General features: G+C 38.0%; 20 protein-coding genes. 8 read left to right on the top strand and 12 right to left on the bottom strand.

Annotated features, from left to right (window positions below; all coding sequences use genetic code 11):
* Positions 1–5 precede the first annotated feature (5 nt).
* Genes priA through nadC form a run of 4 tightly spaced genes read right to left on the bottom strand, consistent with a single transcriptional unit; the run spans position 6 to position 4,694 of the window.
* On the bottom strand, positions 6–2,462 hold the full coding sequence (gene priA, locus ACJG85_RS10420) for a replication restart helicase PriA (protein ID WP_412476365.1): 2,457 nt from the start codon (positions 2,460–2,462) through the stop codon (positions 6–8).
* 9 nt (positions 2,463–2,471) lie between these two features.
* Entirely contained in the window at positions 2,472–2,894 is a 423-nt protein-coding gene (locus ACJG85_RS10425; RefSeq protein WP_409677754.1) for a DUF2147 domain-containing protein, read from the bottom strand.
* The gene (locus ACJG85_RS10430; protein WP_409677756.1) at positions 2,891–3,835 is read right to left on the bottom strand and encodes a YihY/virulence factor BrkB family protein; all 945 of its coding nucleotides are present in this window, start codon (positions 3,833–3,835) and stop codon (positions 2,891–2,893) included. Before ACJG85_RS10430 ends, ACJG85_RS10425 begins: the two co-directional genes overlap by 4 nt.
* Position 3,836: 1 nt before the next feature.
* Positions 3,837–4,694: a carboxylating nicotinate-nucleotide diphosphorylase gene (gene nadC, locus ACJG85_RS10435; protein WP_412464017.1), complete on the bottom strand. Its 858-nt coding sequence runs from the start codon at positions 4,692–4,694 to the stop codon at positions 3,837–3,839.
* Positions 4,695–4,890: 196 nt separating this feature from the next.
* On the opposite strand from nadC, the gene ACJG85_RS10440 reads away from it, so the two are divergent.
* Complete coding sequence (locus ACJG85_RS10440; protein ID WP_412476366.1) at positions 4,891–5,910, top strand: quinone-dependent dihydroorotate dehydrogenase; 1,020 nt, start codon at positions 4,891–4,893, stop codon at positions 5,908–5,910.
* On the opposite strand, the gene ACJG85_RS10445 is transcribed toward ACJG85_RS10440, so the two are convergent.
* The gene (locus ACJG85_RS10445) at positions 5,896–6,609 is read right to left on the bottom strand and encodes a DUF3307 domain-containing protein (RefSeq protein ID WP_409677762.1); all 714 of its coding nucleotides are present in this window, start codon (positions 6,607–6,609) and stop codon (positions 5,896–5,898) included. The genes ACJG85_RS10440 and ACJG85_RS10445 overlap by 15 nt on opposite strands.
* The gene (locus ACJG85_RS10450) at positions 6,606–7,217 is read right to left on the bottom strand and encodes a SatD family protein (protein WP_412476367.1); all 612 of its coding nucleotides are present in this window, start codon (positions 7,215–7,217) and stop codon (positions 6,606–6,608) included. Before ACJG85_RS10450 ends, ACJG85_RS10445 begins: the two co-directional genes overlap by 4 nt.
* A 172-nt stretch (positions 7,218–7,389) precedes the next feature.
* Here ACJG85_RS10450 and ACJG85_RS10455 point away from each other — a divergent pair, with 172 nt between their 5' ends.
* The 3 genes from ACJG85_RS10455 to guaB all read left to right on the top strand — a co-directional run bounded on the left by ACJG85_RS10455 (position 7,390) and on the right by guaB (position 11,736).
* Positions 7,390–8,253 carry a hydroxymethylglutaryl-CoA lyase gene (locus ACJG85_RS10455; protein WP_409677766.1) on the top strand — a complete coding sequence of 288 codons (864 nt, stop codon included), beginning with the start codon at positions 7,390–7,392 and terminating at the stop codon, positions 8,251–8,253.
* Positions 8,254–8,535: 282 nt separating this feature from the next.
* Positions 8,536–10,197 carry a tetratricopeptide repeat-containing sensor histidine kinase gene (locus ACJG85_RS10460; protein ID WP_412476368.1) on the top strand — a complete coding sequence of 554 codons (1,662 nt, stop codon included), beginning with the start codon at positions 8,536–8,538 and terminating at the stop codon, positions 10,195–10,197.
* Between the two features lie 66 nt (positions 10,198–10,263).
* Positions 10,264–11,736, top strand: coding sequence for an IMP dehydrogenase (gene guaB / locus ACJG85_RS10465; RefSeq protein ID WP_409677770.1), 1,473 nt, complete (start codon positions 10,264–10,266; stop codon positions 11,734–11,736).
* A gap of 77 nt (positions 11,737–11,813) precedes the next feature.
* Here guaB and purB read toward each other — a convergent pair whose 3' ends face one another.
* Together purB and ACJG85_RS10475 are read right to left on the bottom strand one after the other, a co-directional pair.
* Complete coding sequence (gene purB, locus ACJG85_RS10470) at positions 11,814–13,157, bottom strand: adenylosuccinate lyase (RefSeq protein ID WP_412476369.1); 1,344 nt, start codon at positions 13,155–13,157, stop codon at positions 11,814–11,816.
* 54 nt (positions 13,158–13,211) lie between these two features.
* Positions 13,212–13,919, bottom strand: coding sequence for an SIR2 family NAD-dependent protein deacylase (locus ACJG85_RS10475; RefSeq protein WP_412476370.1), 708 nt, complete (start codon positions 13,917–13,919; stop codon positions 13,212–13,214).
* A gap of 80 nt (positions 13,920–13,999) precedes the next feature.
* Here ACJG85_RS10475 and ACJG85_RS10480 point away from each other — a divergent pair, with 80 nt between their 5' ends.
* Entirely contained in the window at positions 14,000–14,656 is a 657-nt protein-coding gene (locus ACJG85_RS10480) for a TrmH family RNA methyltransferase (RefSeq protein WP_409677776.1), read from the top strand.
* On the opposite strand, the gene ACJG85_RS10485 is transcribed toward ACJG85_RS10480, so the two are convergent.
* The 3 genes from ACJG85_RS10485 to ACJG85_RS10495 form a co-directional block, all read right to left on the bottom strand.
* Positions 14,657–15,445 carry a carboxypeptidase-like regulatory domain-containing protein gene (locus tag ACJG85_RS10485; protein ID WP_409677778.1) on the bottom strand — a complete coding sequence of 263 codons (789 nt, stop codon included), beginning with the start codon at positions 15,443–15,445 and terminating at the stop codon, positions 14,657–14,659.
* Positions 15,446–15,647: 202 nt separating this feature from the next.
* A complete protein-coding gene (locus ACJG85_RS10490; protein ID WP_409677780.1) occupies positions 15,648–17,534 on the bottom strand; it encodes a DEAD/DEAH box helicase in 1,887 nt (628 codons plus the stop codon).
* A gap of 325 nt (positions 17,535–17,859) precedes the next feature.
* Positions 17,860–18,432, bottom strand: coding sequence for a non-canonical purine NTP diphosphatase (locus tag ACJG85_RS10495; protein ID WP_412476371.1), 573 nt, complete (start codon positions 18,430–18,432; stop codon positions 17,860–17,862).
* Positions 18,433–18,595: 163 nt separating this feature from the next.
* On the opposite strand from ACJG85_RS10495, the gene ACJG85_RS10500 reads away from it, so the two are divergent.
* Together ACJG85_RS10500 and ACJG85_RS10505 are read left to right on the top strand one after the other, a co-directional pair.
* A complete protein-coding gene (locus ACJG85_RS10500; protein WP_412476372.1) occupies positions 18,596–20,980 on the top strand; it encodes a hybrid sensor histidine kinase/response regulator in 2,385 nt (794 codons plus the stop codon).
* A 107-nt stretch (positions 20,981–21,087) separates the two neighbouring features.
* Entirely contained in the window at positions 21,088–22,347 is a 1,260-nt protein-coding gene (locus ACJG85_RS10505; RefSeq protein WP_295333091.1) for an aminotransferase class I/II-fold pyridoxal phosphate-dependent enzyme, read from the top strand.
* A 96-nt stretch (positions 22,348–22,443) separates the two neighbouring features.
* Here the strand turns inward: ACJG85_RS10505 and ACJG85_RS10510 are convergent, their stop codons facing one another.
* On the bottom strand, positions 22,444–22,962 hold the full coding sequence (locus tag ACJG85_RS10510) for a hypothetical protein (protein ID WP_412476373.1): 519 nt from the start codon (positions 22,960–22,962) through the stop codon (positions 22,444–22,446).
* A gap of 90 nt (positions 22,963–23,052) precedes the next feature.
* On the opposite strand from ACJG85_RS10510, the gene ACJG85_RS10515 reads away from it, so the two are divergent.
* A complete protein-coding gene (locus ACJG85_RS10515; RefSeq protein WP_295333036.1) occupies positions 23,053–23,199 on the top strand; it encodes a hypothetical protein in 147 nt (48 codons plus the stop codon).
* Positions 23,200–23,230: the final 31 nt, after the last annotated feature.

Below are 23,230 nucleotides of genomic sequence, written 5' to 3' on the forward strand. Positions count from 1 at the left end.
TTTACTCAATAAAAATCAACGTTTACAGTAACCTTTATGGCTCTGTATTGCGCTACCACTTCAAAACTATTCAGTACTTTCTGGATAGTTTTTTTTGTGCCTTGTAATGACGCATCCGTTGGTATTTTAATCATTATAGTTCGAATGTATTCATTGCGAATGCGACTCACAGCCGGTTCTTCCGGGCCTAAAACCGGAATCGATAAGTTTTGTTTTAATACTTGATACAACCACATAGAGCCTTCTTTGAGCTTTTCGAAATCGCGGTGCTTTAAGGTTAAGCGCACCAAACGATAAAACGGCGGATAATAGTAAATCTTTCGCTCGTACAATTGTTCTTTGTACATGCCTTCGTAATCATTGTGCGTTACTTGCTGAATGATATTGTGCAACGGATTGTAGGTTTGAATAATAACTTTACCGCGTTTTTCACTTCTGCCCGAGCGACCGGCGACTTGCGTCATCATTTGATAACTTCTCTCAAATGCTCGGAAATCCGGATGGTACAACATATTGTCGGCATTCATGATGCCAACCAAAGAAACATTATCGAAGTCTAAACCTTTGGCCAACATTTGGGTACCCACCAACACATCTATTTCCCGATTCTTAAAGCCGTCAATGATTTTTTCAAAACTGTATTTACCACGCGTGGTGTCTTGGTCCATACGTTTGATGTTTTTGTTGGGAAACAAAGAAGCCAATTCTAACTCAATTTGCTCGGTCCCAAAACCTTTCGTTTCTAAATCAACACTCGAACAAGAATGGCAATTGGTTGGTTTAGCCATATTGTAGCCACAATAGTGACAACGCAACTGGTTTTTGTATTTGTGGTATGTTAAACTTACATCACATTGCGGACATTGCGGCACGTGACCACAAGTTAAACATTCCAATACTGGTGAAAAGCCGCGACGGTTTTGAAATAGAATTACTTGTTCGTTATTAGAAAAAGCTTCGGTGATTTGTTCAATGAGTGTCAGACTAAAATGACCTTTCATTCTTTTGCGGAAATAACTATCCTTTAAATCCACCAATTCAATTTCCGGCATTTGTACTTTGCCGAAACGCTCTTTTAAAACAACCAAACCGAATTTTCCTGAAGTTGCATTGTAATAAGTCTCAATACTAGGCGTAGCCGAACCTAACAATACTTTGGATTGATGCGCATTAGCCAAAACAATAGCAGCATCACGAGCGTGATAACGAGGCGCCGGATCTTGTTGTTTGAATGTCGGCTCGTGTTCTTCATCAACTATAATCAACCCGAGATTGGCAAACGGCAAAAACAAAGCCGAACGCGCTCCGATAACAATTTGCGCATTCTGAGATTGCTGCAAAACATTTTGCCATACTTCTACCCTTTCGTTGTTGCTGTATTTGGAATGAAAAACAGCAACTTTATTTCCGAAATGTTTGGTCAATCGCGAAACCAATTGAGTAGTTAAAGCAATTTCGGGCAATAAATACAATACTTGTTTGCCTTGCGCTATATAATCCTCAATGAGTTTGGTATAAATTTCAGTCTTCCCACTTGAGGTTACACCGTGCAACAAACAAACATCTTTACCGGTAAACGTCTTAACAATTTCATCATGCGCGTTTTGCTGGGCTTTACTCAACGTGAGTTTGTTTTCTTGTTGATTTTGAGCAAAATTAACGCGGTCTTCCTGTATATAATAGGTTTCAAAAACACCTTTATCCACCAAAGCCTTGATAACTGCAACTGATGTATTAGCACTTTCCGTAAGTTGCTTGACCGTAATAGGTTTGCGCTCTTGGGCTTGAAGCTGAAAATATTGCAATACCAATTCTTTTTGCTTGCCTGCATTTTTATTAAAACTGTCCAGCAAAGCAATCAAATTGGCTTCAGTTTGGTATTGTGAATGCAAACGAATATATCGGATGAGCTTAGGTTTATATACCTCTTGAATTTCTTCTTCCAAAGAAATGATGTTTTTGTGCAACAACTTTTGAATCACCGGCAAAACCGATTTTTTATTCAGGATATCCATGATGTTTTGCACTTTCAACGAACTTTGGTGTTGCAAGGCTTCGTAGATTAAAAACTCGTCGTCGGAAAGTTCGCTTTCGTTGACTACTGTTTCTTTTTGTTGGGAAATGATGGTTTCACTCTCCAACAATAAAGCCGAAGGCAAAGCACCACGATACACATCGCCGATAGCACACATATAATAGGAAGCTATCCAAAACCAATGGTTGATTTGAAATTCGTTGACTATCGGTTGCTCGTCTAAAATTTGGTGAATTTCTCTCGCTTCATAAAGTGTCGGAGCGTTTTGATGCAGGTCGATAGCCAAAGCCGTATAAATCTTGTTTTTGCCGAATGGCACTGCTATACGCATGCCTCTTTGAATGTATTGAAATTCGGATTCCGAAACCTTGTACGTAAAGGTTTTAGGTAAGGAAAGCGGAATGATAACTTCAATATAATAATTCATCAAGGATAATTATTTTTGTCTAATCCAAGTTTGTGATCTGCCAAAAAGAGAAATGCCTAAATAGCCTCGAACAATCAATTTATCTTTACCCTCCAAACTAATTTTACATCGGTAGGTTTTACCGTTTTTGGGATCAGTTATTGCTCCACCTTCGTAACTAGTTCCATTCTTAGTCAGACCTTTGATTATCGTTAATCCTAAAATGGGTTTGTCTTTATCAGCGCCTTCACATTTAGTACACTTTTGTTTCCTTTTTTCAGGTTCCAATATTTCAATGATTTTGCCAAAAAACTTGCCTTGTTCTTCAAAAACTTCAACAACCGCTTTTTTATTTCCGGTTTCGTCATCAATAGTTGTCCATTTCCCTAAAATTGTTTGGGAAAAACTGCTCTGAGAAATCAGTAAAAATCCGAGTATCAAATAAGTTTTCATTTTGATTCTAATTCTTTTTCTTTTTGCCGTTTTATTTTATTAATAGAAGCGTTTAAGTCGAAGCCTAAAAGCAAAATCATACAGTTAATCCAAATGTAAAACATCACTACCAAGAGCGTTCCAATGGAGCCATACAATTCGTTGTATTTGGAAAACTTCACTACCCAAATTCCAAAAGTGTAAGACGAAAGAATAATCAAAATAGTGGTAAAAACGGAACCTATAGAAATAAACGATCTACGTGAATCGCGTTTGATACCGAATTTAAACAATAGCGATGTGGAAAAAAGAATCATTAAAATCACAAAAATATAGCGGCCCATTTCAATAAGCGGAATGTTGTCGGAAAGCACATCTTGGATTTTAGTTTTTTGAATAAAAACTTCAAAAACCACTATGGCTGCCACTGTAATAATTAAAAGCAAGGCCAACAAAATTGAAAGCGCCAAAGACACAAAATACTGGCGGAAAAATTTACGCTTGTGTGAAAAATCGATATGATGTGAACTCTCGAAGCCACCTAATATGGCATTGACTCCATTGGTCATCAAGATAATCGCCATAAAGAAACCAGTCGAAATTAAACCCGAGTTACTATTGTGCAAAATATCATTAATGATTTTATAAATGGCATCATATGTGGTTGGCGGCACACTTTGCTTTACAAAACTCAGAAAATCATCTTGAAAACCTTCAATAGGAATGTAAGGAATAAGGTTAAGAATAAAAAGTGCAAACGGGAAAAGCGACATAAAGAAACTCCAAGCAATGGCTGCCGCACGATAGGAAATGGCGCCTTCAACAATTCCGATGATGTAATGTTCAATCAAATCATAGAGTGACAAACCGTGCAGCCATGGCAAAGGGATTTTTTGCAATAGCAAGACTAAGGTCCTGACAATAGGTATTTTTTTGAGTTTGTCCTCTATTTCGATGCTCATTTTAAAAGGCTTTCAGACTTAAATCCATGTTATACACCGAATGCGTTAAAGCACCGGATGAAATGTAATCAACGCCACATTCGGCATATTGACGGATGGTTCTTTCGTTGATATTTCCCGAAGATTCGGTCTGACAACGATTGCCGATAAGTACTACAGCTTTTTCGGTGTCTTCAAAATTAAAGTTGTCAATTAAGATGCGATGCACACCATCATTTTGGAGAATTTCTTCTATTTCCGCCAAACTTCTGGCTTCGACTATAATTTTTAAATCGAGATTATTGTGCTTCAAAAAGGCTTTGGTTTTGTGGATTGCATTCGTAATACCGCCGGCAAAATCGTTGTGGTTGTCTTTCAACATTACCATATCATACAAAGCAAAACGATGGTTTTCGCCGCCACCTATTTTCACGGCCCATTTTTCGCAAGCTCGGAAACCCGGTGTGGTTTTTCGAGTATCCAGGATTTTGGTTTTTGTACCTTCCAACAATTGAACATAGCTGTTGGTTTTAGTGGCTATAGCCGACATACGCTGCATGGAGTTCAGCACCAAACGCTCAGCTTTTAAAATGGATTGTGAACTGCCTGAAACGTGAAATACAATATCGCCGTGTTTGACAGGCGTACCGTCTTGGATAAAAACTTCAACCTCCAACGTTGGATCAACATTTTCGAATATCATTTGGGCAAAAGTAACACCGGCAATGATTCCGTTGTCTTTTACCAGCAATTTGGCTCGCCCTTGCGCCGTATCGGGAATACAAGCCAGCGAACTGTAATCGCCCGGACCAATGTCTTCGCGAATGCCGTTTTGAATGATTAAATTGAGTTCGTTTTGGAATTGTGCTTCTGAAATCATGGAATTGGTATTGTTTGGCTAAAATAATATTTTTTTGGATACGGCTGTGCCTCTTAAATTAATAGATTATTAGACTTTTTAGATTGTTAGAAATTTTGACATTTCTAATTATCTAAGAGCGAAGCATGTCTAAAGCCTAAAGGGCGTTTCTAACAATCAAATAAAATATTATCTTTGCACTGCAACAACACAACTCATGTACAAACTACTCATTCGCCCTATCCTTTTTAGGTTTGATCCGGAAGAAGTGCATTATTTCACTTTTTCGTTGGTTAAATTTCTTTGCAAAATTCCTTTTGTTCCTAACTTATTAAAATCGATTTACGCAGTTGATGACCAACGTTTGGAGCGGGAAGTCTTTGGTTTAAAATTCAAAAATCCGGTTGGACTTGCTGCCGGTTTCGACAAAGATGCCAAGTTGTATAACGAGTTGTCCAATTTTGGTTTCGGCTTTATTGAGATTGGTACTTTAACTCCAAAACCACAAGACGGTAATCCGAAAAAACGATTGTTTCGCTTGAAAGAAGACAACGCTATTATAAATCGAATGGGATTCAATAATGGCGGCGTTGAAGCGGCTGTGCTTCGCTTAAAACAAAACAAAGGTGTCTTAATTGGCGGAAATATCGGTAAGAACAAAGTAACGCCAAACGAAAATGCTACTTCAGATTATCTGATTTGCTTTGATGCTCTATTTAATTATGTGGATTATTTTGTGGTGAACGTAAGCTCGCCTAATACCCCTAATTTAAGAGCATTACAGGAAAAAGAACCTTTAACCGAATTGCTCAATACTTTGCAATCGCATAACTTATTACACAAAAATCCGAAGCCGATTTTATTAAAAATTGCCCCTGATTTGACCAACGAACAATTGTTGGATATTATTGATATTATAAACGATTCTAAAATTGCAGGGGTTATCGCTACTAACACCACCATTTCACGCGATGGATTACAATCTGAAAATAAAGCAGAAGCTGGCGGATTATCAGGCAAACCACTAACCAATCGTTCCACAGAAGTCATTCGTTTTCTATCCGAGAAAAGCAATAAAGCCTTCCCTATTATTGGTGTTGGTGGCATACACTCGGCTCAAGATGCCATTGATAAGTTAGAAGCCGGGGCAAGTTTGGTACAATTGTACACCGGATTTATATACGAAGGTCCATCTTTGATTAAGGAAATCAATCAGAAGATTTTAGCCAAAAAGTAAGCAGTAGTTTGTTAGCAAGCCTACCAGAAAGGCCAAACCAAAACTCAATAAGGTTCCGATGAGAACATATTCGGTTAGCTTACGATCTTTGGCTTCTTTTAAATCCCCGAATCTGAATATGGATTTGGCGGCTAACAAAAAACCGACGGCTTCATAATGACCGGTCATTACAAAGTAAAACACAAACAATCGTTCCAATATTCCAATATAGTTACCGGCATTTTGGAGTGAATCGTCAGTCTTATCCAACTTATTTTCGGGAGTCCAAATCGAAATAATGTTCTTGATGATAATAGAAGCCGGTTTTGTAAGCAATACCAAAGCTGTAACTACAATCCAAAAATGATTATCCGCAAAAGAAAAATCTGGGATTTGGTTATGGTACAAAAAAGTAATACCTATCAAAACCAAAAGATGCAACAATTGATCCGCAATAAACCAATTGCGTTTGGTTTGCTTTTGTTGGAATTGCAACTTCAAAAAATCGATTAACCCATGTAAAACGGCCAAAAGTAATGCATATCTTAAAAAAGCTGTTTCGTTTATCAATACGATAGCTAATAAACCATGAAGTGCTGAATGTATGTAAAGGTAAACACTGCGGTATACTTTCTTTTCTTTGTCGACGACCCAAGCAGTAGGTTGCAGTATAAAATCACCTATGAGGTGTGCCAAAAGCAGCTTTACAAAGATAATCATAGGCTTATATTTTTAATTTTCTGACGGAAATCATTTTCGGTTTCCAAAAGCAAGTCGAATTGAGCACGTTTGCGTCTTCTGCTTACGGCTGCCTGATTAATGCCCAGCAGTTGCCCAATACCGTCTTGAGACAAATTAGGGTTTTGCATGGCTGTCAAAACCAACTCGGCTGACTGTGGCAACCAACTGTCCATGAATGTTGAAGCCAAACGAAGTTTTAAATTCAAATCGATATCTAACTCAGCATTTCCCGAATTTACGGCTAAGTTTACTTTTTGTTTTTTCAGAGACTGGAAAACTTCACCGGAACGCAAAAAAGCAGTACCGTTACTTTCGGATATCTTTTGGGCCTTATACGTTTTGTCTCCTATTCCAATACTCATTCTCGCATCCAACTTAAGTTTTTTGAAGTAAGCTTTCAATTGCAAAGCCACAAAAAGTGCTTGTTCAGGTTGCTTAATTTCCAATTGGAATTCATCTCCTCGATAAATTTCCCAATCGGTTGGCGTTTTACCAAATTTATTCAGCAAAGCTTTAAAACCGTCCATCCAAAGTTCGGATGACAGCTTTCTGGAATTGACAATATCTCCTGTTATGACACTAACCATAAATCAAATATAAGCTTTCTTTTTTAAATAAAAAATAAAAAATTACCAAAAAGTGTAATAAATTAAATTATTACCTAAAAACGTAATACATAGATTTATTACTGAAAATAGTAATACCGATTGAAATATAAATTTTAAAAAACAAGTTGTTTTAGTATCTTTGAAAACGAATATGAAGCCCATCAAAATCATAGAATGTCCACGTGATGCCATGCAAGGTATCAAACCTTTTATTCCAACCGAATTAAAAGTCAACTATATCCAAGCACTATTGCGTGTGGGTTTCGACACCATTGATTTCGGGAGTTTTGTATCGCCCAAAGCCATTCCTCAAATGCAAGATACTGCGGAAGTTTTAGCCCAATTGGATTTATCACAAACTACCAGTAAACTGTTAGCCATTATTGCCAATACTCAAGGCGCGCAGATGGCTTCATCACACAAAGAAATACAGTATTTAGGATTTCCGTTTTCTATTTCTGAAAACTTTCAAATGCGAAACACCCACAAAACCATTGCAGAAAGTTTGGTTACCCTACAAGAAATCTTAGACATTGCCAATACTGCTGATAAGGAAGTCGTAGCTTATCTATCTATGGGCTTCGGGAATCCTTACGGCGATCCTTGGAATGTGGAAATTGTGGGAGAATGGACCGAAAAATTAGCCACAATGGGGGTCAAAATCTTGTCATTATCAGATACAATAGGAAGTTCAACTCCGGAAGTTATAAACTATTTATTTTCGAATTTGATACCGAAATACCCAGAAATTGAATTTGGCGCTCACTTACACACCACACCCGACAAGTGGCATGAAAAAATAAATGCCGCATACAAAGCCGGATGTCGCCGTTTTGACGGAGCCATTCAAGGATTTGGCGGATGTCCCATGGCTAAAGACGACTTAACAGGGAATATGCCCACCGAAAAACTACTCTCCTATTTTACCGCTCAAAAAGAAAATACCAACACCAGCCCCATGAGTTTTGAAAGTGCTTATAATGAAGCTTCTAAACTATTTGGTAAATTTCACTAAACATAGCTGTTGTGTAAATGTTTTTTGTATTTTTATAGTCCCAAATCATAAAAAAAAATCACTTTGCCTCGAATCACTTCACTTTCGATAACGATATTGATATGCTTGTTTGTCTGCCAAAACAAGACGTTTGCCTCTTTCAATTCTAAGGACTCTTTGGACTATTATCTGAAAGAATCTAAAAAGTACAGCTACTCTAACTTCAACAAAGCAAAATTTTATTTAACCAAAGCGGATCGTATTGCTCGGCTAAAAAAGGATAAAAATGCTATTGCGGAGGTAATGATAACATACGCTGCCAATTACTATATTCTTGGTTCTTACGATGTAGCGCTTAAAAATTACATCAAAGCAGCTCAAATCTTTGAAACCCAAAACAACAACTTCGGTGTAGCCAAATGCCTCATGGGACAAGGTTTAATCCAACAAGGTTATGCCAGAGATATCGAAGCACTTAAAAATTTCAATAAATCTATAGGCATTTGCAGAACACTCAACAATGACAAGTATATCATCAAAAACCTTTTAAATATAGGGATTTCACAAACTAATCTTCACCGATACAATGAGGCCTACAAGAGTTTTTCAGAAGCACTCAAACTTTGCCTGAAAAATAAAACCACTGAAGATTCACAAATGGCAATGAATAAATTAGCCAACATTCATTATATACAGCACAATTTAGACTCAACCGTTTACTATTACAAAAAAGTTCTAAATGATAACAGCAAAACCAACTTATGGGAAGAAGCTTATGCGTTATCAGGATTATCAGAAGCTTATTTAAAAAAAGGAGCGTATTCTGAAGCACTGGAATATGGATTAAAAGGATATCAAGCGGCCAAAATAGTTCGAGCCAAGTGGGACATTGCACGTTCGTCTGAAATCTTATCAAAAATATACAGCCGACAAAATGACTACAAATCGGCTTACCAATATGCTATGATTAATAAAGCATACAAAGATTCAATGTACGCCGAATCAAAAATCAAAGAGGTGAACATCCTTCAATTGCAGGCGAAAGAAGCAGAAAATGAAAAATTAGCCGCCAAAGCAGAAACAGCCCAACAAAAACTGAACAACATCAGGATATTTGTAGGATGTATAATTGTTTTACTGATTTCATTATCAATCTTTCTTTACTTTTACCATAAGTACACCAAACAAAGAAGTAAGTTCTTCAAAGAAATTGAGATTAAAAACAGGGAGATTCAAAGCCAACAATCAATGATTACCTCTCAAAATATTGTTTTGGAAGAATTGAATCAAACGAAAAACAGGATTTTCTCTATACTGTCTCACGACCTTAAAACTCCTATCAATTCACTGATCCAAGTCATTGAACTCAACAAACAAAATGACTTGACCAAAGAAGAGCAAGCTTTTGTCTTTGAACAACTCCAAAAACAAGTTGAAGGTACCGCATTAGTCTTGAACAACCTTTTAAAATGGGCCAATTCTCAAATAGACGGTACCAGTGTCCATTTTGAAAAAATTGCCTTGAATCAAATCACAGAGGAATCTATCAGCTCATTTTATGCAGAAGTAGCCAAAAAGAAAGTAGTTTTCAATCATACCAACAGTGAAGATGTTTTTATCAAGGCCGATATCGGTCAGACCCGAATCATCATCCAAAACATCATAGCCAACGCCGTTAAATTTGCACCGCTCAATAGTGAAATTGATATTTTTTATTCTGCTGACAACCAATACCAAAAGATACACATAAAAGACTTTGGTAACGGATTGAATCATAGTAAAATTGAAGAAATTTTAAGTTTCAACAGAAGGCTTTCTTCCGAAAAAGGCACTTCAATGGAAGAAGGTACCGGACTTGGATTACTATTGGTCAAGCAATTTTTAATCAATAATAAAGGACAATTAAACATTCAAAGCGTTGAAGGCGAAATGACCGAATTTATCATTTCATTTTTGAAAGAGTAACCCGCTTTTGTTTAGAGTTTTTTTACTATATTTGCTCGCAATTTAACTACAACTACAAATTGCAACATGAAAGCACACAACTCCAAAATCGTTGGGGAAGGTTTAACCTACGACGATGTACTGCTTATTCCGAATTACTCCGAAATTTTACCGCGCGAAGTTAGCATACAATCGAAATTTTCAAAGAACATTACTTTGAACGTACCCATTGTTTCAGCAGCAATGGACACGGTAACCGAGAGTGCTATGGCGATTGCTATGGCGCAAGAAGGTGGCATTGGGGTACTACACAAAAACATGACCATCGAACAACAAGCGGCCAAAGTACGCAAAGTAAAGCGTGCAGAAGCCGGAATGATACTCGATCCGGTAACCTTGCCTTTAACTGCCACCGTTGGCGATGCTAAAATGGCCATGAAGGAATTTGGTATCGGTGGTATACCGGTAGTAGATGAAAACGGAATTTTAAAAGGTATTGCTACCAATCGCGACTTACGCTTCGAAAAAGTCAACGCTCGTTCGATTACCGAAGTAATGACCGCAAAAAATTTAGTAACAGCTGCTGTTGGAACTACTTTACAAGAAGCCGAAGGCATTTTGCAACAAAATAAGATTGAAAAATTACCGGTAGTGGATGAAAACTACAAGTTAGTGGGTTTAATCACTTTCCGCGATATTACAAAACTCACACAAAAACCCATTGCCAATAAGGACAAATTCGGTCGTTTAAGAGTAGCCGCCGCTTTAGGCGTTACTGCCGATGCCATTGAAAGAGCAACTGCTTTAGTAAATGCCGGTGTAGATGCTGTAATTATAGATACCGCTCACGGACATACCAAAGGCGTCGTGAGTGTTTTAAAAGAAGTGAAAGCCAAATTCCCTGAATTAGACGTAGTAGTTGGAAACATTGCTACTCCGGAAGCCGCTTTGTATTTAGTGGAAAACGGAGCCGATGCGGTGAAAGTCGGCATCGGACCCGGTTCTATTTGTACTACACGTGTGGTAGCCGGTGTTGGATTTCCGCAATTTTCAGCTGTATTGGAAGTAGCCGCAGCTTTGAGAGGTACCGGAATTCCGGTGATTGCGGATGGCGGTATTCGCTACACCGGCGATATCCCGAAAGCCATTGCTGCCGGTGCCGATAGTGTGATGTTAGGCTCCTTATTAGCCGGAACGAAAGAATCTCCGGGAGAAACCATCATTTTTGAAGGCAGAAAATTCAAATCATACCGAGGCATGGGTTCGGTAGAAGCCATGCAAGAAGGTTCGAAAGACCGTTATTTCCAAGATGTGGAAGACGATATTAAAAAATTAGTACCGGAAGGTATTGTTGGACGCGTTCCTTACAAAGGCGAATTAAACGAGAGCATGCAACAATTTATTGGCGGACTACGAGCCGGAATGGGTTATTGTGGCGCCAAAGACATTCCGACTTTACAAGAAAACGGTCGTTTCGTACGCATTACTACCAGTGGCATTGGCGAAAGTCATCCGCACAATGTTACCATTACTAAAGAAGCACCGAATTATTCGAGGTAATAGTTTCAGGAATAAGGGAAAAGTAAAAAGGCATAAGTTGAATCTTATGCCTTTCTTTTGATATTTAATATTGAAAATTATATCCCTAAATAATTACTTGGTGTAATCGCTAACAATTCGGCTTTAATATCCTCAGAAACATTCAAAGTTCCGATAAAAGCGTGTATCGATTCTTTAGTCATGGCTTCATTGGTTCGGGTTAACCCTTTCAAAGCTTCATAGGGATTTGGATAGCCTTCGCGACGTAAAATGGTTTGAATGGCTTCGGCTACTACAGCCCAATTTTTCTCTAAATCTTCAGCAAATTTGGCTTCGTTCAACAACAACTTGTTCAAGCCTTTCAAAGTCGCCTCAAAAGCAATAATCGTGTGTCCGAGTGGAACGCCCACATTTCTTAAAACAGTACTGTCAGTTAAATCGCGTTGCAATCTGGAAATGGGTAATTTGGCCGATAAGTGTTCGAATACGGCATTGGCAATCCCTAAGTTACCTTCAGAATTTTCAAAGTCAATCGGGTTCACTTTATGTGGCATTGCAGAAGAACCAATTTCTCCGGCCTTAATTTTTTGCTTGAAATAATCCATCGAGACATACGTCCAAATGTCTCTGTCTAAATCGATAATGATGGTATTAATTCTTTTCAAAGCATCAAAAAAGGCAGCAAAATGGTCGTAATGCTCAATTTGAGTGGTAGGAAAAGAATGTTGCAAACCTAAAACTTCCTCTACGAAAGAAGTTCCGAATTGTTTCCAATCCACATTCGGATAAGCTACGTGATGCGCATTGAAATTTCCGGTCGCACCCCCAAATTTAGCGGCAAAAGGAATATTAAACAACAAACGCATTTGCTCTTCCAAACGCTCTACAAAAACCAAAATTTCTTTACCTAAACGCGTTGGTGAAGCCGGTTGACCATGCGTTCTGGCCAACATCGGTACATCTTTCCACTCCATACACAATTCTTTCAACTTGGCAATCAAGGCAATCAAACTCGGCATATACACTTTTTCAAAAGCATCTTTAGTAGATAATGGAATAGCCGTATTGTTGATATCTTGAGAAGTCAATCCGAAATGAATAAACTCTTTGTAGTCACTTAAGCCTAAAGTTTCAAATCTATCTTTGATAAAATATTCAACCGCTTTAACGTCGTGGTTGGTCGTTTTTTCCGTTTCTTTAATCACTAATGCGTCTTCGGTAGTGAAGTTTTTATAGATATTTCTGAGTGCTTCAAAACTATTTTTAGGAACACTTTTTAATTGCGGTAAATTGCTTTCGCATAATGCAATAAAATATTCAACTTCTACCAATACTCTATATTTGATTAAAGCTTCTTCAGAGAAAAAAGCAGCCAAAGGCTTGGTGGCTTTACGGTATCTTCCGTCTATGGGAGAGATGGCATTTAAAGTAGTTAATGACATGTTATAGTGTGTTGTTTGAAGGTGCAAAAATAGTTATAAGTTGTAAGTTATAAGTCAAGAGTGATGAGTTTTTTGCAATAATTTATCTCTTAACAAAGGAACGCCTTCGGTAGCATTTAAAGGAATAACTTCCAACGGGTTAGGCAAATCATAAATCGTGGCCGGTCTCGGATCGATGTAAAAAACGGGAATAGTGCTTTTGGTGTAATGCATCAAGCCGGCTGCGGGATACACTTGCAACGAAGTCCCGATAACCACTAAAACATCCGCTTGAGCAACTATACTGACGGCTTCGTCCAAAGCCGGAACAGCTTCTCCAAACCAAACAATGTGCGGTCGCAATTGTATGCCTTTCGAATCCAAATCACCAATCGCTAAATCATTGTCCCAATCCATTATTTCAGAGGAATGCGGATGGTCACTTCTTACCTTTAACAATTCGCCATGCAAGTGTAAAACCTTAGTACTACCGGCTTGTTCGTGCAAATTATCGACATTCTGGGTAATGATATGAACGTCGAAAATCTTCTCTAATTCCGATAAAGTTATGTGTCCGAGATTAGGTTTTACCTCATGCAATTGTCTGCGTCGTTGGTTATAAAAATCGAGAACCAACGCTTTGTTTTTGAGCCAACCGTCGTAGGAAGCCACTTCCATTACATCATGACCTTCCCATAAACCATCGGCATTGCGAAAGGTTTTGATACCGCTTTCGGCAGAAATACCGGCACCGGTTAAAACCACTACTTTCTTTTTTTTCACAATCTTGTTTTAAAGTTATTTTGAAGGGTTATTTGATTTTAAAGCTACGCATTTTTGCTATTTTTGGCAAAACAAATTTTATGATTGACCTTGATTATTTGGACTACCTCGAAGGCTTTTTAACCGACAGCAGAAAACAACGCTTTTTAGAAGTCTTAAAAAACCGAACCAATCATTTCACCATCGCAATGGAAGATGTTTATCAGCTGCACAATACCAGTGCAGTAATGCGAAGTTGTGAAGTTTTCGGCATACAAGAATTAAATGTTGTGGAACAAAAATTCGGCAAAAGAATCGATACCGAAATTGCCATGGGTGCTCAAAAATGGGTCGATATCAACCGTTTCAATTCGATGCAAAATTGTATTGATTCCCTTCGCAACAAAGGTTATCAAATCATTGCCACAACGCCGCACAATGATTCTTGTTATTTACATGAATTTGATATCACTAAAAAAAGTGCCGTTTTTTTCGGGACAGAAAAACAGGGTTTATCTCCTGAAGTAATCGAACAAGCCGACGGTTGTCTGAAAATTCCAATGGTAGGTTTTACAGAGAGTTTGAACATTTCCGTTTCAGCGGCTATCATCATTCAGGACATTACCACTCGGCTACGACAATCTGATGTAAATTGGAAACTATCCGCCGAAGAAATACTGGAAAAACGTTTGCTTTGGGCTAAAAATTCTATCAAAGATATCAAGCGTATAGAGGAACGCTACTACTCGGAAAGATAACTATTCCTTAATGTATTTTTCGTGTTTTTTGGAAAGCACTTTGTATTCTTCATAACAAGCGCTAATGGCATCCATGATTTGCAAATCGTTGGCTGTTTGTATAAAAGATTCGGAATAGTTACAACGTTGTAATATTTCGGCTATCTCTTTTTTATCTACACCCAAAAGTACGGCAATGGTCTCTCGATCGAATTTTGATTCCAATAAATTACGAACCGTATCATCTTTCTTCATGGCCTTCAACTTCTTGAGTTCTTTGGGTTTATTACCAAAAAAATTATACAACATATCAGCCGGATTGAAAATAGAACCTAAAACTCTTGTAAAGGCATTTGGTGAACTTTCTCCGGCTTCATAAGCTTGAGGCAATCCTGAAATACTGTAACGGTAATTTTCTTTTTCAGGGATGAGCTTGGAATCGATTTCCAAATAACCGGTCAAATCGTATTTTCGTACTATCACTTCTTCCAAAGCAATGGCTTTTTCGGTCATTAAAATTTTGGCCGTACCATTTTTAAGCCAGTCATTCGTAACACGAACACGCAATGAGCTATAACCTAAGATAGAAATATGCAAGGTATCGCTAACGCTGACTTCCATCTCAAAATAACCACTGGCATTGGTGGTTACGCCTTTTACTTTGTTGATGTTAATGATGTTGGCATTGGGAATCGGCAACAAGCTATTGTCGTTTACAATAGTACCGGAAACCTTTTGTGGCGTAGGATTCACCTGAGCCGAAGTGGTAAAGGCAAGTAAAAAAAGAATAGAAAGTAAAAAATATTTCATAGCTGTTTTTGATGGTTTAAAAGTATGAAACTCTTTTAAGAAAACAGACTGTTTGGTCTGAGAATTAGAAGAAAATTAACAAAATGAAAAGAGCACCTCTAAAAAAACGATTTTCACCGCAACTTTTTCAAATGACTTTGGGAATAAAAAAACTCCGTTTTACCTGTGTAAAACGGAGTTGTCTATTCAATAGCAAAATAGTTTAGCTTCTTCTTGACTTGCGGTTTTTAGCAGCTTCAAAAGAGCGTCCTGCCGGTCTGTCATTACTTTCTGAACGTCTTGGTGCTCTGTCTTCTCTTTGAAACGAACCCGGTTCTCTGCGTCCGCCTTCTCTTCTTGGTCGGTCAGAATTTCTATCACTGCGGAAACCGCCATCACGTTTTGGTCCGAAACCACCACTGCTTCTGCGTTCACCTCCCGAACTTCTGTCTCCTCTGAAACCTCCTGAACTTCTTCCGTTGTGGTCACGTCTGTCGCGACTACCACCTTCATTTTTAGAAATTTCAACATTGATGCGACGACCGTTTAATTCGTAGCCGTTCAAAATCGACATTACTTTATCGGTATGTTCTCCGTCTGTGTTAAAGAAAGAGAAACCTTCTTTTACATCTACTTTAAATACGTCATCACGACCTAAATCTAAAGTTTCTTTCAAGAAGTCTTTCAATTGCATCCAATCGAAATCGTCTCGAGCACCGATATTTACGAAATAACGCACCGGATCGCCGGCTCTGATTTCTCTCGGTTCACCACCTCTATCCGATTTCTCACCCGATAAATCGCGTTTCTTTTTGTAGTAATTGATAAATCGATTGAATTCAACCGAAACCATTTTCTTGATCAATTCCTCTTTGGTTAAACCATCTAAAACTTCGTTGATAGCCGGTAAATAGTTGTCTATTTCGTGGTCAACTTCAGTGTCTTTAATTTTGTTTGCCAAGTGCAACAATTGGATTTCACAGATTTCGATACCACTTGGGATGGTCTTCTCTTCAAACTTTTGTTGGATGATTTTTTCAATCGAATGGATCTTGCGAATCTCACTTTTAGTTATAATTACGATGGAAGTTCCCAATTTTCCGGCACGACCGGTACGGCCTGAACGGTGGTTGTAGGTTTCAATTTCATCCGGCAATTGGTAGTTCACCACGTGTGTCACGTTGTCAACATCAATACCACGAGCTGCCACGTCTGTGGCCACTAACATTTGAATTTGTCTGCCACGGAACGATTTCATCACACCATCACGTTGCGCCTGAGACAAATCTCCGTGCAAAGCAGCTGCATTGTAACCGTCTTCAATTAATTTCTCCGCTACCGCTTGCGTATCGCGTTTGGTGCGACAAAATACAACCGAAAAAATATCCGGATTCGCATCGGCCAATCGTTTCAAAGCTTCGTAACGATCACGAGCATTGACTACATAAAATTCGTGTGACACGGTTTTAGAACCCGAGTTTTTATGCCCAACCGTAATTTCTACCGGATTGGCCATAAATTTCTTGGCAATACGCGCCACTTCTGCCGGCATGGTAGCCGAAAACAACCAAGTGTTTTTGTCGTCCGGAGTGTCTGATAATATCGAAACGATATCCTCATAAAACCCCATGTTCAACATCTCATCGGCTTCGTCAAGAATACAATAATTGATGTTTTTAATGTTCACAAGACCACGATTAATCATGTCTTGCATTCTACCGGGTGTAGCCACAATGATTTGTGCGCCACGCTTTACTTCTTTGGCTTGTTCCGTAATGCTTGCACCACCATAAACTGCCACTGTATGTAAACCCTTTACATATTTTGAGTATTGTTTAATCTCGTTGGTGATTTGTAAGCATAGCTCACGCGTTGGTGATAAAATTAACGCTTGCGTACTTCTGTCTTCGGCATCAATTTTTTGAATAAGCGGAAAACCAAAAGCGGCGGTTTTCCCTGTTCCTGTTTGCGCTAAGGCAACCAAGTCTGTGTTTTGTTCCAATAGTGCCGGAATCGCTTTTTCCTGGACTTCTGACGGATTCTCAAATCCTAGATCTTTGATCGCCAGCAGTAACGATTCATTCAGACCTAATTGTTCAAATTTATTCATATAAAGTTTTAAAATTTGGTGCAAAGGTAGTCTTTAAAAACCATATACGCTAATTTGTTAATGACTGAAAATTAATAAGTTAACTTTTACTTAACAAAGTAGCTGAGTAACTGAGTGGCTGAGTAGCTGAGTTTGGACTTCGTTTTTAAGCAAAAATCGGGATAATTTGAGTGTTTTCAGGAGCAGCACATTTATCTTTCTTAGACTTATGCTCTCGCTATCCGCACTACACGGTAGTTTCCTACACACGATCGAAGTGAAAGCTGAAGGAATCGGGACTAACAAGAACCTATTACTTCTTTTAGAAACTCAGTTACTCAGCTACTCAGTGACTCAAAAAATCCACCAACTGCTTTACCGCCAAACCACGGTGACTAATAGCTGACTTTTCTGCCATTGACAATTCGGCAAAAGTTTGAGTGTAACCATCGGCCACAAAAATCGGGTCGTAACCAAAACCGTTAGTACCTTTTTTCGCTGTAGTAATCTCTCCGTTAATAATGCCGGTAAACAACTGTTGCTCGCCATTCCAATTCAAACAAATCACCGTTTTAAAATGTGCTTTTCGATTGGTATTGCCTTTTAAATTCGCCAACAACTTGTCCATATTGTCATTAGCATCTTTTTGTTCGCCGGCATAACGAGCCGAAAAAACGCCCGGTTCACCGTTCAAAGCCGCTACTTCCAAACCGGTATCATCAGCAAAGCAAGCATAGCCAAATTTCTCAGTCACATAATTCGCTTTTAAAATGGCATTCCCTTCAATGGTATTAGCTGTTTCCGGAATTTCCTCGAAGCAACCGATATCCGTTAAGCTCAAAACCTGAATAGTTTCCGGTAATAATAATTGAATTTCCTTTATTTTATTGGCATTATTCGAAGCGAAAACAAGTTGCATATGATTTATTTTTATGGGCCAAAGTTATTAATTTATAGCACTATCAATTTTAAAAATATTAAAACCATGAAAATGTCACTTTATTAAAATATACTTGTGAACCAAAAACCAAAAAACAATCTTTTGCGTACATAGAATCGCAAACAAAAAACAAAGCCCAGCAATGAAAAGAAATACCACAGTCTTTCATTGTTTCAAATACATGTGGCTGCTGGCTTTTTTATGTTTCAACACAAACTTAGCCAACAGTCAGTATTTGTTACAAAAAGCAACCGATTCCGGTAAACAATCCATTCATCAACTAGCCCAATATGTTGATTTAGGAAACCAAGCACTCAGTTTTGAAGAAGTGCGACAATCCAAAACTTTACAGTTTATTCCGATGCCCAACGAGAATACTGATTTTGGTTTTACCACTCACCACATTTGGGTGCGATTCCAACTTAAGAATTCCACAAAGGAAAAAGAAGTGTATTTTTTTGAAACCGCTCGACCCATAACCGATGTGGCTGAACTTTACGCAATTGACTCGTTTGGTACAGTGCGTAAATATCGCAGTGGCGATGCTATTCCCTATCATGAAAGAAGTTTCGACCATCGCAAGACCATATTCAAAATTGTATTGGAGCCCAAAACATCCCAACAATTTTACTTGCATGTGAAAAGTGACGGCGAAATGTTGTCTATGCCCATGATATTGTATTCGTTGGAAACCTTAATCGAGACTACTTCGTTTGAACAATTTGTATTTGGTTTTTTCTATGGTATCTTAATCATAGCCGCTATTTTATACTTGTTCTTTTTCTTTGCTATGCGCGACAAAACTTTTCTGTACTATAGCTTGTATGTGGTTTTTATCGGATTGTTACAGTTTTCAATTGACGGCTATTTTTACCAATTGATTACACCACAATCCGGATGGCTTTCACTGCACGCAGTAATCATTTTCGCTTGCATTGCCAACTTCTTTTTAGGCAGGTATGCGCAAGTTTTCTTAAAAATTAAAGAATACAACAAAACCATTACGTATGCGTTTTATTCGCTCTATTTCCTGAATGCCACTTTGTTTTTATCCCTTTTTATCTTTCCGAATTCCTTTGAATACTCCTATCCTATTGCCAATGTCTTGGGTTTAATTGTGTTGAGCTTGATTATTGCTTCACAAATTGCCATTTACAGAAAAACCAAAAAATTAGATCGCTTTTTTGCTACCGGTATTTTCTTTTTAGTCTCAGGATTTGTGGTTTTTATATTGAAAAATTTCAGTTTATTACCGCTTAATTTTTGGACAGAAAACGGCTCGAAATTGGGTACCGGAATGGAAGTTATATTTCTTTCGCTTTCCATGGCCAACTTAATCCGAAACCTCAAAAACGAACGGGAGCAATTGCAAACCTTGGCATTACAACGCTCTGAAGAAATGAACGAGCTCAAGTCGTATTTCTTATCCAATATCAGTCACGAGTTGCGAACACCTTTAAATGCGATCTTGAACACCGCCAAATCTATGGCTAAAGACAGCCCAGACGAGCAAGTTCAAAACGGCAGCCAAATAATCAAGTATTCTACACACAGCTTGTTAAGTTCTATCAATGACATTTTGGACTTTTCTAAAATCGAAAAAAATGAAATCAAATTAGAATTAGCGCATTTTGATTTGGTTAAAACCACAGAACACATTGCCAATAATTTCGCCCGAGAAGCAGCCGATAAAGGCCTCGATTTCTCTTTCCAAAAAGGAGATGATTTGCCGGAAATGGTGAACGGCGACGTCGCAAGATTAAATCAAATCTTGCACAATGTATTAAGTAATGCTTTGAAATTTACCCATGAAGGCTTTGTCAAATTCAAATTGGAAGCCCGAAAAGAAAAAGACAATAAAACCAACTTCTTGTTTACTGTTAGTGACACCGGTGTAGGCATTTCCAAAGAAAAAATTCACAGTATTTACGATTCTTTCTCACAAGAAGGGATCAATAACAAAAGAAAGTTTGGCGGATTGGGTCTCGGACTCTACATCGTTAAGCATTTGGTGAATTTACATCAAGGACAAATTAAGATAGACAGTACAGTCGACTTGGGAACGGTTTGCGAAATTCAACTGACCTATGAAAATGTAAAAATCACTAAAAAAGTAGCATTACCCGGCAACGAATTAGAATATGATTTAGAAGGGAAATCCATATTAGTGGTAGAAGACAATGCTATGAACCAAATGGTAATTAAAATGATTACCAAAAAATGGCGTAACACTACGGTTGAATTTGCCAATAATGGTGAAGAAGGCTTGAAAAAATTAACAGAAAATCATTATGACATTATCCTGATGGATCTACAAATGCCTGTGATGGATGGTTACGAAGCCACTATTGCCATTCGAAACGGAGAAGCCGGTGAACATAAAAAAGAAATTCCAATTATAGCCCTAACCGCCGATGTGATGGAAAGTACCAAAACCCGTGTAATCGAAATAGGCATGAACAAATATTTATCGAAACCTGTCGACAAAGACACTTTATTCGAAATTGTAAAATTATTGGTAAGCTAAATAATATTTGGCTTTTTAACAATAAACGGTTCAAAATTTACCCCTGTTAGGATTAGGAGTAAACTAAATTTATGCCTACTTTTGCCTCGTTTTTAAATACATTTACGATGGTAAAAGATTTATTCGAAAGAATACAAAACAATAAAGGTCCGTTAGGAAAATGGGCTTCACAAGCAGAAGGTTACTATGTATTTCCAAAATTAGAAGGTGAATTAGGGCCGAGAATGAAATTCCACGGCAAGGACATTTTGAATTGGAGTTTGAACGACTATCTCGGATTAGCTAATCATCCTGAAGTACGCAAAGCTGATGCCGATGCTGCTGCACAATACGGTGCTGCTTACCCAATGGGCGCGCGTATGATGAGTGGACACACCGATGCTCACGAACAACTAGAAAGAGAATTAGCTGCTTTTGTACAAAAAGAAGCGGCTTACTTATTGAATTTTGGATACCAAGGGATAATGTCAGCTATCGACGCTTTGGTAACCAAAAATGATATTATCGTTTACGACGTTGATGCTCACGCTTGTATTATCGATGGTGTGCGCTTACACATGGGTAAACGTTTTACCTATAAGCACAACGATTTGGAAAGCATGGAGAAAAACTTGCAACGTGCAACCAAAATGGCTTTGGAAACCGGAGGTGGAATCTTATTTATCACCGAAGGCGTATTCGGAATGCGCGGCCAACAAGGAAAGTTGAAAGAAATTGTGGAAATGAAAAAGAAATACAATTTTCGTTTGTTAGTCGACGACGCTCATGGTTTCGGAACACTGGGTAAAACAGGCGCCGGCGCCGGAGAAGAACAAGGTTGTCAAGACGGTATTGATGTTTATTTCTCCACTTTTGCAAAGTCTATGGCCAGTATCGGCGCTTTCTTAGCAGGTGATAAAGACGTTATTGATTATTTGAAATACAACTTACGTTCTCAAATGTTCGCCAAAGCTTTGCCAATGATACAAACTGTTGGTGCTTTGAAAAGATTGCAATTGTTGAGAGACAATCCGGGCTTGAAAGACAAACTTTGGGAAAACGTAAATGCGTTGCAAAACGGGTTAAAAGAAAGAGGTTTCAACATAGGCGACACCAACACTTGTGTAACTCCGGTTTACTTAGAAGGTTCCATTCCGGAAGCCATGGTGATGGTAAACGACTTAAGAGAAAACTACGGTATTTTCTTGTCGATTGTAGTGTATCCGGTAATCCCGAAAGGCATTATCTTGTTGCGTATGATTCCAACAGCTTCGCATACTTTAGCAGATATCAACGAAACGCTATCAGCTTTTGAAGCTATACGCGAAAAATTAGTCAACGGTACTTACGCTAAATTGGCTGAAGCTAATGTTGAGAATATGGCATAATGCCGAAGTAACTTCGATTGATGTTTCTCAAAGATACCTGGTCAACATAAAAAAACCATCCGGTTTAGGATGGTTTTTTTATTTAATTAAGTTACATTATTGTTGAATCTTGATGATTTTACTTTCATCAATATTATAAGCATTGATTACAGCATTATAATCATTGAAATCTACTTTTTTGGAAGCCACTTTATTGGCTTGAAAAGCCGGTATTACAACCACTCTTAAAACTTGATTCAGTCTGACTGCTGGAGACAATCCTGCCAAATCAAATCCTTCTAAATATACTTCTGCATCAAATCTTGTGAAGTTAAAATCATAACGATAGTCTAAAGTACCATCATTAAAATAGTAAGTTTCAGGCAATAACTTCCAAACATCTTCTCCTTGAAAAACATCCGATAATCGGTAAACTAACACCATATCAGAACTATAAATAGTATGCGGAAAATTCAACACCACTGTATAACTATTCGGTAAAAAGTTCACATTAGTATATTCAAAAACTTCACCTATGGTGTCGTTATCTATACCGTTTCCATTGTCTTCATTCACTGTACAACTTTGTAGCGCTATCATCCCGATAAAAGCTAAAACAAGGGTAATTTTTTTCATAACATAATAATTTAAATGGTTGATGATATTTTGAGCCGTTCAATATTGATGCCAAACTTTTATTTTAAGATAATTTTATATTTTTGACCCATGAGTCGAAAAAACGCCAAAAACATCAAAGCCTACAACGATAAGCTTCACAAAGCGCAAGATAGGGAAAAAACCAAGAAAGCCGAACGCGCGGCTTTGTTGAAATCGATGGTGCGAAAATTTAATCAAAATCCGGATGATAAATAAAAAACCTCACTATTAGTGAGGTTTTATCATT

It is taken from the genome of Flavobacterium mekongense (genome assembly GCF_047038255.1).
Taxonomy (GTDB): domain Bacteria; phylum Bacteroidota; class Bacteroidia; order Flavobacteriales; family Flavobacteriaceae; genus Flavobacterium; species Flavobacterium mekongense.

What these genes read in the sequence shown, in the direction of transcription:
- ACJG85_RS10500 (WP_412476372.1), top strand. Translation starts at nt 18,596, where the DNA reads ATGAAAAGAAATACCACAGTCTTTCATTGTTTCAAATACATGTGGCTG.
- ACJG85_RS10480 (WP_409677776.1), top strand. Translation starts at nt 14,000, where the DNA reads ATGATTGACCTTGATTATTTGGACTACCTCGAAGGCTTTTTAACCGAC.
- ACJG85_RS10485 (WP_409677778.1), bottom strand. Translation starts at nt 15,445, where the DNA reads ATGAAATATTTTTTACTTTCTATTCTTTTTTTACTTGCCTTTACCACT.
- ACJG85_RS10450 (WP_412476367.1), bottom strand. Translation starts at nt 7,217, where the DNA reads ATGGTTAGTGTCATAACAGGAGATATTGTCAATTCCAGAAAGCTGTCA.
- ACJG85_RS10515 (WP_295333036.1), top strand. Translation starts at nt 23,053, where the DNA reads ATGAGTCGAAAAAACGCCAAAAACATCAAAGCCTACAACGATAAGCTT.
- ACJG85_RS10430 (WP_409677756.1), bottom strand. Translation starts at nt 3,835, where the DNA reads ATGAGCATCGAAATAGAGGACAAACTCAAAAAAATACCTATTGTCAGG.
- ACJG85_RS10440 (WP_412476366.1), top strand. Translation starts at nt 4,891, where the DNA reads ATGTACAAACTACTCATTCGCCCTATCCTTTTTAGGTTTGATCCGGAA.
- nadC (WP_412464017.1), bottom strand. Translation starts at nt 4,694, where the DNA reads ATGATTTCAGAAGCACAATTCCAAAACGAACTCAATTTAATCATTCAA.
- ACJG85_RS10425 (WP_409677754.1), bottom strand. Translation starts at nt 2,894, where the DNA reads ATGAAAACTTATTTGATACTCGGATTTTTACTGATTTCTCAGAGCAGT.
- ACJG85_RS10490 (WP_409677780.1), bottom strand. Translation starts at nt 17,534, where the DNA reads ATGAATAAATTTGAACAATTAGGTCTGAATGAATCGTTACTGCTGGCG.
- ACJG85_RS10495 (WP_412476371.1), bottom strand. Translation starts at nt 18,432, where the DNA reads ATGCAACTTGTTTTCGCTTCGAATAATGCCAATAAAATAAAGGAAATT.
- ACJG85_RS10460 (WP_412476368.1), top strand. Translation starts at nt 8,536, where the DNA reads ATGATAACATACGCTGCCAATTACTATATTCTTGGTTCTTACGATGTA.
- ACJG85_RS10445 (WP_409677762.1), bottom strand. Translation starts at nt 6,609, where the DNA reads ATGATTATCTTTGTAAAGCTGCTTTTGGCACACCTCATAGGTGATTTT.
- purB (WP_412476369.1), bottom strand. Translation starts at nt 13,157, where the DNA reads ATGTCATTAACTACTTTAAATGCCATCTCTCCCATAGACGGAAGATAC.
- priA (WP_412476365.1), bottom strand. Translation starts at nt 2,462, where the DNA reads ATGAATTATTATATTGAAGTTATCATTCCGCTTTCCTTACCTAAAACC.
- guaB (WP_409677770.1), top strand. Translation starts at nt 10,264, where the DNA reads ATGAAAGCACACAACTCCAAAATCGTTGGGGAAGGTTTAACCTACGAC.
- ACJG85_RS10510 (WP_412476373.1), bottom strand. Translation starts at nt 22,962, where the DNA reads ATGAAAAAAATTACCCTTGTTTTAGCTTTTATCGGGATGATAGCGCTA.
- ACJG85_RS10505 (WP_295333091.1), top strand. Translation starts at nt 21,088, where the DNA reads ATGGTAAAAGATTTATTCGAAAGAATACAAAACAATAAAGGTCCGTTA.
- ACJG85_RS10455 (WP_409677766.1), top strand. Translation starts at nt 7,390, where the DNA reads ATGAAGCCCATCAAAATCATAGAATGTCCACGTGATGCCATGCAAGGT.